Source organism: Nitrospira sp. (genome assembly GCA_016788885.1).
Classification (GTDB): Bacteria; Nitrospirota; Nitrospiria; order Nitrospirales; family Nitrospiraceae; genus Nitrospira_A.
This window is the reverse complement of sequence record JAEURX010000008.1, coordinates 25,269-38,119: the sequence shown is the minus strand read 5'-3', so window position 1 is coordinate 38,119 and position 12,851 is coordinate 25,269. Positions and strand designations below refer to the sequence as shown.

The 12,851-nt window shown below is 59.1% G+C and carries 10 protein-coding genes; all 10 read left to right on the top strand.

Annotated features, from left to right (window positions below):
* Nucleotides 1-15: 15 nt before the first annotated feature.
* Nucleotides 16-1,587: a cobyric acid synthase gene (locus JNL86_01625; GenBank protein ID MBL8041603.1), complete on the top strand. Its 1,572-nt coding sequence runs from the start codon at nt 16-18 to the stop codon at nt 1,585-1,587.
* 391 nt (nt 1,588-1,978) lie between these two features.
* On the top strand, nt 1,979-2,713 hold the full coding sequence (locus JNL86_01620) for a DUF3365 domain-containing protein (protein ID MBL8041602.1): 735 nt from the start codon (nt 1,979-1,981) through the stop codon (nt 2,711-2,713).
* Nucleotides 2,714-2,776: 63 nt separating this feature from the next.
* Nucleotides 2,777-3,139 (top strand): response regulator, encoded by a 363-nt coding sequence (locus JNL86_01615; GenBank protein ID MBL8041601.1) that lies wholly within the window; start codon nt 2,777-2,779, stop codon nt 3,137-3,139.
* 111 nt (nt 3,140-3,250) lie between these two features.
* Nucleotides 3,251-3,688: a purine-binding chemotaxis protein CheW gene (locus JNL86_01610; GenBank protein ID MBL8041600.1), complete on the top strand. Its 438-nt coding sequence runs from the start codon at nt 3,251-3,253 to the stop codon at nt 3,686-3,688.
* Between the two features lie 96 nt (nt 3,689-3,784).
* Nucleotides 3,785-5,659, top strand: coding sequence for an MCP four helix bundle domain-containing protein (locus JNL86_01605; GenBank protein ID MBL8041599.1), 1,875 nt, complete (start codon nt 3,785-3,787; stop codon nt 5,657-5,659).
* A 47-nt stretch (nt 5,660-5,706) separates the two neighbouring features.
* Nucleotides 5,707-9,090 carry an Hpt domain-containing protein gene (locus tag JNL86_01600; protein ID MBL8041598.1) on the top strand — a complete coding sequence of 1,128 codons (3,384 nt, stop codon included), beginning with the start codon at nt 5,707-5,709 and terminating at the stop codon, nt 9,088-9,090.
* A 47-nt stretch (nt 9,091-9,137) separates the two neighbouring features.
* A complete protein-coding gene (locus JNL86_01595; protein MBL8041597.1) occupies nt 9,138-9,713 on the top strand; it encodes a hypothetical protein in 576 nt (191 codons plus the stop codon).
* A gap of 22 nt (nt 9,714-9,735) precedes the next feature.
* A complete protein-coding gene (locus tag JNL86_01590; protein MBL8041596.1) occupies nt 9,736-10,212 on the top strand; it encodes a chemotaxis protein CheW in 477 nt (158 codons plus the stop codon).
* 28 nt (nt 10,213-10,240) lie between these two features.
* Nucleotides 10,241-11,716: a response regulator gene (locus JNL86_01585; protein ID MBL8041595.1), complete on the top strand. Its 1,476-nt coding sequence runs from the start codon at nt 10,241-10,243 to the stop codon at nt 11,714-11,716.
* Between the two features lie 65 nt (nt 11,717-11,781).
* Nucleotides 11,782-12,723 (top strand): hypothetical protein, encoded by a 942-nt coding sequence (locus tag JNL86_01580; GenBank protein MBL8041594.1) that lies wholly within the window; start codon nt 11,782-11,784, stop codon nt 12,721-12,723.
* The last annotated feature ends 128 nt before the right edge of the window (nt 12,724-12,851 follow it).

Here is a 12,851-nt window from a genome sequence, read left to right as displayed (position 1 = left end):
TCCAAGTGGAGTGGTATGTCTCTCCTCGCTCGCGCCACAGCCATCGCCGTTCTAGGGACCGGTTCCGACGTCGGAAAGAGTCTGGTCGCGGCGGGCCTCTGTCGATCGCTGCATCGGGCGGGTCTGAACGTGGCTCCGTTCAAGGCGCAGAATATGTCGCTGAACTCGTTCGTGACTCCGGAAGGCGGCGAGATCGGGCGTGCGCAAGCCCTGCAGGCTGAAGCCTGCGGCATTGCTCCCCACGTGGACATGAACCCCATCTTGCTCAAGCCGGAATCCGATGCGAGGGCACAGGTGGTGGTGCAGGGGCGTGTCTATTCTACGTTGGACGCGCAGTCCTATTTTTCGCGTGGCCGGAATTCGGCGTTGTTTCAAGCGGTGCAGGAGAGCTACGAACGGCTCGCCGCACAGTATGAAGTGATTGTCATCGAGGGCGCCGGCAGCGCGGCCGAGGTGAACTTGCGCGACCGCGACCTGGTCAACTGGGCGACCGTGGAATTAGCAGACGCCCGGGTGGTGTTAGTCGGTGACATCGATCGCGGCGGTGTGTTTGCCCAACTGATCGGCACGCTCGATCTCATTACACGGGAGGAACGTGCCAGGGTGTGCGGGCTCGTGATCAACAAGTTTCGCGGCGACCGGACGCTGTTTGCGGACGGTGTTCGGTTTCTTCGCGAGCGGACGGGGGTTCCGGTGCTGGGCGTACTGCCGTTTCTCCGCGAACTTGCACTGGACCAGGAAGACAGTTTGGATGTCGAGGTTCGCCGGCAGGTCGTGTTTGCGGAGGACCGCGTCAATATTGCGGTCCTGCTTCTGCCCCACATGAGCAATTTCACGGATTTCAACATGCTGGCACAAGAGGCCGACGTGGCGCTGCGGTATGTCGCGACGCCTGGAGAGGCAGCCGGAGCGGATGCGGTGATCATTCCCGGTTCAAAGAGCACGTTGGCAGACTTGGCCTACCTGCGTGAACAGCGATTCGAAGCTGTGGTGCAGCACCATGTTCGCAGCGGTCGGGAGTTGGTGGGGATCTGCGGAGGCTATCAAATGTTAGGGCGTTGGATTGCCGACCCTGACGCAGTAGAGACCGGCGGTGAGGCTGATGGTCTGGGGTTGTTGCAGACGACAACCGTCATGATGTCCGACAAAATCACGGAACAGGTTGAGGCATCAGCGCTGCACCTTGAAGAGGCGGGACCGGTGGTGGTTCGTGGCTACTTCGTCCACATGGGACGCACGGATCCCGGTCCCCATCAGCCCTGTTTCCAACTGAACGGCAGGATGGAGTCGTCTCACGATCACGCTTCTATGGGTACATCCGATGTTCGCTGTTCCGATGGAGCGGTGCGGGAAGATGGATTGGTCTGGGGCACGTACATTCACGGCCTGTTCGATCAGCCGCAGTTCCGACGAGCCTGGTTGAATCGGGTACGATGTCGAAAGGGACTTGAGCCAATTGAGCTTGCGCGCTCCCAGCAGGTGAATCACACCAGACGGCATGCATTGGATCGCTGGGCCGATCATCTCGAGCAACATCTCGATCTCAGTCCAATCTGGGGCCTTCTCCATTCTCGAACACGTCGTTAGGGTGAACGCAGGGGCTGGGGCGCCCTGACGGTCATTTTGACGCTCTTCCTTCAAAGCGACCAAACTTTGGCGCTTCCCTCGACATCTTGAACAACACGCAATCCGAGGTCCTTCGGTGGACCGTATCGTGTCTTGGTCGTCGTCCACACCGAATCATCCGCAAAATCGCCGACTTCATACATTCGCCCCAGTCTGCCTCCCGAACGCTAAGTAGGTGTTTTGCTTGGCACCAATTGTGCACAAGCCAGCCCGGGGTCTTAGGGGCTGACGCAGCTTCCCGTGGGCGCAAAAATTGTCAACCCATAATTTTGCGCTATCTTTGACAACAGATCAGCGGACTTAGCAGCGTGCGGGCTTGTGGGTGACCGAGAGGCAGGGAGAAGGAGGGGGCATGGCGAACCATTACATCAGCAGAATCCTGGTGGCTGCATTGATGGCGACAAGTATCGGGGTGGCCGTGCCTGTATCGGCCAATACCGAAGTGGAAACAGCTGAACTCCTCATCAAATTGGTGCAGGTCGGGCGCGGGGTTCTGTCCGAAAATCAGGCGATCATCAATGACGCAGGCAAGGGCGACAAAGGATTCACGGGCGACTTTGTCGCCAACCAGGTGATCGAACGGTTCCGCAAGGCGACCAAGATCGACTTGAGTCGCCCCGCGACGGTGCCGCAGGCGCCCTTATTCCTTGCCATGGTGGAATCCGAGAAGGAAGTGATCGATGAAGCGCAACCGGTGATCAATAAGCAGGGGGTTGGATTTAAGGGCATGATCCCCGCCGTTTTCGCGAGGAAATCCGGTGAGCGCTTTTATCGCAAGACCGGAATTCGCGTGAAGTTGACGAGTATGGACTATCGTTTTCCAGGCAATCGTCCCGATGAATTTGAATCCGAAGTGTTGAGACTGTTTGCCGATACGCGCCATCCCAAAGGGCAGCCCTACAGCAAGGCCACCATGCTCGACGGTCGTCCGGTGCTCCGCATGATGGATCCGGAATATGCCGCGACCACCTGTCTCAGCTGTCATGGCAATCCCAAAGGGGATCGCGATGTCACTGGTGCCAAGAAAGAAGGATGGCATGAAGGGGATCTTGCCGGCGCCATCAGTATCGTCATTCCCATGAAATAGACCCCGATGCTGAGTCGGGTCAATGATTGCTGCGCACATTTAGCCGTCCGAAGGGGAGTACGCATGAGCAAGATCGTCGTCGTCGATGATTCCTACGCTGAGTTGCAATTGATCGAAGGGTATCTCAAGTCCGCCAACCATACGGTGGTGTCCTATCCCAATGCGGACAAACTGGAAGACAAATTGGCGTTGGATAAACCGGATCTGATTGTGTTGGACGTCGTTATGCCAGGTCGGAATGGATTTCAAGCGTGCCGTGATTTGAAGAGTGACGACCGCTTCAAGGGGATTCCGATCGTCCTGTGCACTTCCAAAGGGCAGGAGAGCGACAAGTTTTGGGGGCAACAGCAGGGCGCCAACGGGTATGTGGTGAAGCCGTTCAAGGCGGAAGATCTGGTGGCCGCGGTGAAACGGGCTTTGAACTAACTCATGAGCGACGTTCCGACCATTCCATCCCAACCTGCCGCATCATCTCCGGTTGCCGTATCCACCGGTGCATCGAGATCGTCCGCCGGGTCGAGCGACGGTCCTCTGAGGATGTGTCTGTTGACGCTGGGCGGCGAACTCTTCGCGATCGATCTTCGTCATGTCAGTGAAGTCTTCGAGGTGGAGACCGTCACGGCTGTGCCGAGTATGCCCAGCTACCTGACGGGTGTGACCAACCTGCGGGGCACCGTCATCACCCTGGTGGATTTGCGCGGAAGTCTTGGCCTCCCGTCGGCCCAGACGGCACTGTCGATCGCGGTGGTGGTCCGTCATGGCGCGAAGCAGATCGGTGTCCTCGTCGACCACGTTCCAGAAATTCACACCGTCGCGCGAGAGCAATTCTTGCCTGCCATGCAGGCCGGGCCTGCCGGTGCGCGTCCCTGTGTGTCGGCGGTACTTCGTGTGGATCAGCGTCTCGGGGGAGTCTTGGAGGTTCCGCAAGTGTTTGCGCAGGTGGATGGAGGCAGTGCGGCATTGCCGGGAATCTAAACGACGAAGCCATACAGGTTCGACCGCCGCGCGGGGAGGGAGCACATCAACCGGCCGGCGAACCGCTGGAACAGCAGTAACAAGGAGGAGCGCACCATGATCGGCCAAGGCGTCACGAATCGATTTCAGGACATGAAGACACGATCGAAGCTGTTCCTCGGCTTCGGCCTGGTCAGTCTCATTATCATGATCATGGCCAGTGTCGGTGTGTTCACCCTGCGCCAGCTCAGTACGCATTCTCAAACCGTGTATGCGGACTATACGGTGCCTCTGGCCGATTTCGCCCAGATGGGAACCGCGCTGACCAAACATCATCAAATTCTGTTGGACGTGGCTTCGGCGACGAAACAGGCGGACTTCGCGCAGGACGTGGCCAAGCTCCCGGCATTGAAAGCCGAGATCGAGAAAGCCGTCACCCATTACAAGAGCACCAATCTCCGAGTGTCGCGCACGGGGCGGGATGAACAGGCAGACCTGACCCTGTTCGAGCCGGCGCTGAAAAAATACTTTCAAGATGCCGACGGCGCGTTGAGTGCCATGGCGGACAGCTTCGATCGCAACACGCTCTCTGCTTCCCAAGCCGAGCAGATGCGAGCCCTCGGTGTCCTGGCGCTGACCGTCAACCTGACGCCATCGTTCGAAAGCGTCGTGAAGCGCCACAACGAGCAGGTAAATACCATTGAGGCGATTGCCAAGGACCTGAACGAGGATGCGCAGGCACTCGCGACGAACGGTACCTTCATTCTCGTCGTCGGTGGTGTGGTGGCCGTGGCCCTCGGGTTGTTCGTCGGATATCTCCTGGCGACCTTCTTGGCCCGCAACATCACACACATCGCCAACGTGGCGACCCAGGCTGCCGGGGGAAATCTCCAGGCGCGCGCGAAAATTGAGTCGCACGATGAGTTGGGGCAGATGGCTACCGCGTTCAACTCCATGCTCGACCGTATTACCGCCTTGGTGTCGACAGAGGAAGAACGCGACCTCATGCAGAAGCGCCTGATGCAATTCCTGGTGCTCGTATCCGAGGTTGGTAAAGGAGACTTGACCCGTCGAGGCGAGGTGACCGCCGACATGTTCGGAAACCTGGCCGACGGCTTCAACCTCATGATCGCCAGGTTCGGACAGTTGTTGAAGCAGGTCCGTGAAGCGGCTGATCGCGTGAACAAGTCGGCCGGGACGCTGCGGGATTCGGCCGGACACATGTCCGGAACCGCCCGGGTTCAGGCCGAAGAGTCCGTGCGAACGCTGGGCGCGGTCGAACAGTTGGCCGCCGGTATGCGTCAGGTTGCCAGCACGGCCGGCGCGTCTTCCGAGTCTGCAAAGCAGGTGTTATCCGCAACCGAACGCGGAAACGTCGCGGTGCAGGAAACCGTGCGCGATATGCAAAGTATTCGCTCGGCGGTGCAAAGGATGTCCAAACAGGTCAAGGGTCTTGGTGACCGCTCCCTCGAAATTTCTCAGATTGTGTCGACGATTCGAGATATTGCGAATCAAACCAACCTGCTCGCGCTGAACGCCGCCATCGAAGCGGCAGGTGCAGGTGAGGCCGGCGCGCGGTTCGCGGTCGTCGCCGACCAGGTTCGAAAATTGGCCGAAAGTTCCACCCAAGCCACGCGAGAAATCGCCGACCTGGTGAAGGTGATTCAGACAGAAACGCAGGATGCGGTGGTGGCGATGGAGCATGAAACGCAGGCGGTGGAAGCCGGATCGGCCTCCGCTCTTCGCACCGGTGACGTGTTCGCTGAAATTTCAGACATCGCGAAACGGTCCTCTGAGTTGGCGCAGAACATCGCCAGTGCGGCGTCCGAGCAAACGAATTCGACGGAAAAGGTCGGTCGCGCCATTAAGGAATTCACCGGCGGCGCCGTGGCGACGCAGAAGCAAACGGACTCTACGCGCTTGACGATTGAGGATATGGCTAAACTGGCCGAAGGGCTCAATACCTCGGTCGCGCAGTTCAAGTTGGCCTAGCGGAACTCTAGAAGAGCGGTGTCGCCGCTCGGATGTGAAGTGGAACGATGAGCGCTGATTTCGATCGCGACCAACTGCTGGACATCTTCGTTGCAGAAGCCGGCGATGATATGGCGCGGTTTTGGCAGGCATTACACCCGGAGGACCACGGAACTCCGGGCCCTGCCGACGTTGCCGATCTGCATACGGTCGGGCACAAGTTAAAAGGCGCGGCGCTGCTTTACGGGTTCCCCGGCCTCGGCCAATTGGGTGCGTTGCTCGAGGAGACCCTGGAACGCGTCGGGGAGATTTCCCCGGCGAAATGGCCTCTTGCTCTTGAAGTCCTGCGCGAGATTGTCGTCTCCTTTCGAACGCAAGTTGCGGCGATCGGGCGTGGGGGAGGCGAGGACGCGTCTGTCGTTGAAGGGTTCGTTCGTCGCTGTGCCGAGTTCCTGCCGGCCGTCGCTGATTCGCTGGTGCCTGAGCCGGCCGAGTCCTCAGCTGCGCCTTCTGACGATTATCTCATTCCGGTCATCGACGGCGAGGTCTTGTCGTATTTTTCCCCCGAAGCGGAAGAATATCTCCACACTATCCAGACTCTTCTCCGGCGTTTGGAGAGAGATATGGCGGATGCCGACACGATTCATCAATTGTATCGAGTCGCACACACGTTGAAAGGATCAGCCTATACCGTCGGATGTGAGGTGGTGGGCGATATCGCCTATCCCATCGAAACCTGCATGACGGCGGTCCGCGAGGGGACCACCAGCATGGCGCCGAATTGGATCGCGACGATTCGGCATGCCGTAGATGTTATGCGGACGTTGATAGCGAGAGACGCACAACAGTTGTCGAAATTGCGGCAGGATGTACCGTGCATCCTGGCGATGCTTCGCGAGTTGCAAGAGGGCGAGCCCCGTGCCGAAGAGGTAGGGAGCGCAGCAGCGATTCAGGACAGGGTTTCCTCAACGATGTCCGTGGCGCAAGAGGCTGTTGCGCTGCCGTTGCCTGTGCCGGCTCTCATGGGCGACCAGGATGAGGAACTGACCGAAGCCTACTTGGTGCCGTCCCTTGATGCGGACGTCATTTCATACTTCGCTCCGGAGGCTCAGGAGTACCTGGAAAGTCTCGAAACCGATTTACTGCGAATGGACAAGGATGCGGCCAATCCCGATACCATCCACCAGTTGTTCCGCACGGCACACACGTTGAAAGGGTCCGCCTATACGGTCGGATTCCAATCCATCGGCGACCTGACTCATCACATCGAAGACTTTATGGGGGCTGTTCGCGAGGAACGCCTTGAATTTCGTCCTGGCCATACAGATGTGTTGCTCCGTGCGATCGATGTGATTCGTAGTCTCATGCGGCGGGATCTGTCCCTGCTCACTCGCACCAGACAACGGTTTGTTACGGCGCTGCAGGAACTGAAGCAGTTGTGTGGGGGGGGGGCAACGGAATCTCCCATGCCGGAGTCCGCACAGGCAGTCGCTGAGGCGGTGGCCCAGGCCGGGACTCCCGAGAGTAGCGGCGTTGAGTCGGTGAAATCGAGTGAGGGGAAGACAGGCGAAGAGCGGGAGGTCATTCGCGTCAACCGCGACCGCTTGGAACGTCTGCTGAATCTGGTCGGCGAATTGGTCATTGATCGAGGTCGCCTCGAACAACGCTTGCGCACGCTGGATCAGTTGGCGATGCAGGTGTTGGCCAATAAGAACCGTTTGACCGATGCGGTGCGGACATTCGAGGACAAACATACGTTTTCGTTCCAGCCGTCTCCGGTGCCTCCTGAAGGTCCGATGCCTGTTGATGTGCCGGGCGTCAACGATTTCGGCAGCCTGGAGTTCGACCGGTACGACGATTTCAACATTTTGGCCCGCCGCATCAGTGAAGTGACTGCCGATATCTCCGAATCGATGGCGCAACTGTCGGGGTCGATCCATCGCGCGCAAGACGACATGGGGTCCTTGCAGCAATTGACCCTGAGCATGCGCGATGAGATTGCTCGTGCTCGCATGGTGCCGATCGGAACCCCGTTTACCCGGTTCCGGCGTGCCGCTCGGGAAATGGCTAGGGCTACGGGGAAAGAGGTGACCCTCATCACGTCCGGTGAACATACGGAAATCGATACCGGTGTGGTCGAGCGATTGGTCGATCCGTTGGTTCATTTGGTCCGAAATGCGGTGTACCACGGAATCGAACCCGCGGCCGCTCGTGTCGCACAGGGGAAACCGGCCGCCGGCACCATCTATCTGCACGCCGCTCATCGGGGGAACTCGGTGCTCATCGAAGTCGAAGACGATGGCGCCGGTCTCGATCTCGTCAAAATTAAGGCCAAGGCGGTGAAGCTGGGGCTGGTGAGGCAGGACGTCGCCGACACGTTGCCTGAAAGCGAACTGATCAAGTTCATCTTCCTGCCGGGGTTCACTACCGCTGATGCCGTCGGAGGTCAGGCGGGGCGCGGCGTGGGCATGGACGTGGTGAAGCGTGTCATTGAGACGATGAACGGCCACATCGAAGTGGAGTCCGTGTACGGGCAGGGTACGAAATTTACGATGCATCTGCCGCTCACCTTGCTCATTGCCACGGCGTTGCTGGTGCGCGTCGGCAGTGAACGGTACGCGATTCCTCTGCCGAGTGTGCGCGAAGTCACGATGTCCGTCAGCTCAAGCGTGCAACAGATGGGCGATCGTTCGGTGCTACAAATCGGTGACGAAGCGATCGAGGTGTATCCGCTGGCCAGCCTCATTCGCCGGGAGGCAAGCATCATCGATGGAGTGTCCCCCGTTGTGATCGTGCGGACCTCCACCGGAGTGCTCGGCTGCGCAGTGGATGAATTGCTGGGGCGGCAGGAAATCGTCATTAAATCACTGGGCGGCCTGAAGCCGTACGAACGGTCGGTGTTCGGCGGTGCCACGATTGATCCGGAAGGCCGCGTCATACTCGTCTTAGATGTGAGCCGCCTGACGACGCGCGAGTACCATGATGTTCTGGCGCAATCCCATATGCACGGGGTGCCATCGATTCAGGAGCCACCTGCTGCGTTAGAGTCAGCACAGCATGGCGCGACCCAATTGCCGCTGTTGTTGATCGATGACTCGCTCAGCATTAGAAAGTTTGTTGGTCGGATGCTGGAGTCTGCCGGATATACGGTGGAAACGGCGGTCGACGGCGAAGAAGGCTGCCGCAAAGCCATGGTCCAGCCCTATCAGCTCATCATTACCGACCTAGAAATGCCAAAGTTAAATGGGTATGAAGTGATCCAGGCGCTTCGTGCAAGACCCCAGACGCACAGCACGCCGATTTTGGTCATGACCACGCGCGCAGGGGAGAAGCATCGCCAGATGGCCGTCAGTGTCGGCGCCTCAGGCTATATTGCCAAACCGGTGGAGGAGCGGGCCCTGATCCAAGAAGTTCGCAAGTGGACGAGCCGTGAGGCAGGGGTCGAAAAATAGGAACGTTTTGGCGATTCATGTCGTTGCTGGCAGAATAAAGGTCGCAGATGGGACTCCGGGGAAGTCAGGCAGTCACGTTGGTCAGCGGACACGCGGTCAGATTTCTGGTCACGCTGATCGGTCGTTCTTCCATCGCATTTCCCGCCCAGTGGGTTCGCGGCATTGTGACGCCCGCAGCTGCAGGGCTGGATGGGCGCGTAACCTGGGCCCATGTGACCTATGAGCACACCGATCTCGTCGGCCGCTTGAAGCTTCAGCCGCAAGCTCCGAGCTCAGAGACGAGGTTGGTCCTGTATGGTCATGACCACCACCTCCGATTCTTCCCCGTAGACAAGGTCTTGGGGCTACTCGACGTGGAACGCACCATGATTCAACCATTGCCTCCCCAGTTTCGCGGTGCAGAGCGGGATCGATTATTGGGATTATTTGCCGATAAAGAAACTGTCGCGCTGATCGCTAATCCGTTTTGGGTGCTGGGTCTCCCGCTTCGGAGTAACGCGCTCGATGTGTTTGCGTTGCGGCTGTCTGAACATAGGCCTGAAGAATGCGAAACCAGGCCAGAATTGCCTGTCGCCGCCACGCTTGAGGCTGTTCCGTCGGCGCCGGTTGGTCACCTGGGGTAATCGTCGGACTCGAGGATCGAACATGCTTCGCAGTCAATCTCGCAAACAGGGCCAGACAGCGGCAAGAAGCACGGCAGAAAACCGAATGCTCCGTCTGGTGGTGTTTTCCGTTGCGGGGCAACGGTTGGCCGCCAGAACCGAGGAGATCGGCGGGGTGATGCCCTGGCCAGGCGCGATCCCGGTTCCGAGTGAGACGCGGTTCGTGACCTCTTTGGTCAGACACGAGGACAGATGTCTGCCGGTATTTGATCTTGCGGCAAAGTTCCAACGCACCATGCACGAACGCGAATCTCTGTGTCTGGTCGTGAAGCACGTGGATGGACCGCTGGCCATCTGCATTGATGCCGAGGTGCCCTCCCTGCAGATGGTGCCGCGCTCGTCGTTACAGTATCAGCACGGCGACGATCCGGACATGGCCGGATCATGTGTCGCCGGTGGTGAGCAGCTTCCTATCATCAACCTGGCAACCCTCGGGGTTTCATCGAGTCGTCACGCTTGATGACCCTGACATCGCGTAGAGGAATGACATGCCAAAGATTCTGATCGCCGACGACAGCATTGCGGTTCGCAAGGTAGCCGAGCGTCTGTTGACCGAGGCCGGAATGGGAGTCACCCTGGCGGCCAATGGGTCGGAAGCCCTGGCGTTATTGGCGAAGGATCGTCCGGACCTCGTGGTGTCCGACGTGATCATGCCTGATAAGAGTGGATACGAAGTCTGTGCCTATGTCCGTGGGCAAGCCAATTTGGCTGATCTGCCGGTCCTGCTGATCAGTGGCATCGTGAACGACGAAGTGTCACGACAAGCCGAGACGTGCAAGGCTGATGGGGTGTTGAAGAAACCGTTTCAGGGTACGTCTCTCAAAGATCGCGTGTTGGACCTTTTGATGAAGCGGCCGCATAGGCCTGCGCCGGCTCCCGAGCCACCTCAGGTGCAGGTGGTACCGGAGTCGCCGGAGATTCAGGCCGTGGTCGTCGCTCCTGATCCTTCTGTCACACAAGCCGTGGCTCCGATCCAACCTCAGAGTGTGGAAGAGGTCCGGCCATTCGAGCCGGTCACGATGAACGTGCCGGAACCCGTAATGGCGCATCTCAGCCACGAGCTGTCTGTTGACGAAGCGCCCGTACAGCACGCTCCTGAGTCGCCTCTGTCCTCCCAGGCCGAGGAACAGCATCAGGCACTGCTGGCTCAGCGGGATGCCCGAATCGCCGAGCTCGAACGGCAGCTTGTGGAGGAACGGCGGTTGACGCAGGAGCAGATGCGACAGGTGCAAGCGGCGCTGAACGAACAACAGGAACACAATGACGCCCTGATGTCTCGCATTCAACGGCTTGAACAGACTGTAGCCGATGAACGTACACAACAGACCGCGTTGACTCAACAGCTGGACGTGGCGGTGCGGCAGGCGCATCGTGTCGGAGAAGTGGAATCCGCATTGGCTGAGGAACGCCATCGTGTGGAGCATCTGTCGCAGCAATTGTCCGATGCGGCGCATCATGCCGCGAGAATCGTGGAGTTGGAAGCGCATCTGGAGGCAGAACGGGAAGCCGCCAACCAATTGGTCCAGCAGATTACCAATCTGGAACACGTGGAAGATCGTGTGCGCGAATTGGAGCGGACACTGTCGACTGTGCGCGACGAGTGCGAAACGCACCGCGGTGAGCGTGCGCAGTTGGAGAAAGTAGCAGCGATGGTGCCGGTGCTGGAAGAAGCGGGAGAACAGGCACGCACTCAGATGACGGAACTGGAGCGCGCGCTGTCGGCGGAGCGCGAAGCCGGCGCCGCGCTGTTGGGACAAGTCAAACAGTTGGAAGAGGGCGCCGCGCGGGTCCAAGAAATGGAACATGCGCTGGCTGCCGAACAGGAGCGGTCGCAGGAACTGGCGCAACGCGCGGCCGAGGCCGAACAGCTGGCCGATCAATCGACCCGTCGGTTTGAAGACCTGGCGAGAAAACTGGGCGAGATTGCCGGTCTCGCGTCTCAACTCGGCGCCGGGAAACGATAGGAAACCGTCACTCGCCGTATCCAGAGGCGAGTGGATGGGGCGAGGGGCAGGGTAGCGCCGTGTCTATGGACTCAGAACAAACCCAAGACGATTTCCAAAAGGAACTGATCGAGCTCTTTGGGCAGGAGGCGCAGGAGTGGCTCGTTCAGATCCATTCAGCGCTGACCGAACTTGAAGGCCAGCCGGACCTGGAGCGATACGCACAATTGGTCGATGTGATCGTACGAGGCATCACAAGTTTGGGCGGCTCTGCGGCCACGATTAATCTTCCCGATGTGGAACGGACCACCTTCGCGCTGCTTCCCTTTATCGACACCATTAAAGATCGGACGACGGTCACCGCGCAAGATTTCAGTACGGTACGTGAGCAGTTCCGGTTGATGGTCGCCTCCGTGAAAGGCGCGACCGGCATCGTGCTCGAGATCGAGCCCGCGCGGGAAGCCGCGCCAGATCCCGAACCGGCCATCGATTTCCTGACCCTCTTGAATGCGTTGCGTGCCTTGCAGGACCAGCAGGCCACAGAGGCCGGTGTCTCACGTAGCCTCATTCCGTTGGTGCTTCAGCGGTTTGAACAGGAGGCGCGCCAGGGGTCGGGCCAGATTCAGTCCGCCGCATTTCAGCACATCCTTCGCGAACTCCACAGTGCGGATACTCAGTGCTTGGAGGTACTTCGTCAGGAGCTACCCGCCATTGCCCAGCACATGAATCGGCTGAGAGTCGAAGGATTTGGAGACTCAGGGACGGAGACTCTCCTTGCTCCCTCTCTGCAGAGCCTCGAGCATCTTCACGGTGTGGCCAAGCAGACGAACGCGACGGTACTTGTGACGTTCCTCTCAGGCCTTCAGAATTTCCTTTCTCTGCTCGTCCAGCGTCGTGTCAGCGTCGGCGAGTCTCGTCTGCAAGCGGTGGAACGGCGTATTCTCGCCATGGCAAGCATGGTCGACGAGTGGGTCGCGAACGGGCAGAAAGAGTTGGATGTGATGAGTCGTCTCGTTCCGGCTGCCTAAGCAGATTCAACACAGGTCCGAAGGTCGTCGTCTCCCCACGTGCTAGTCATCGCCGGATGAGCGTGCTGCGGCTGTGGTCGGAGGAAACGAAGCGGCAGACAGGGCAGGTTCTGGGGACACGTGTATTC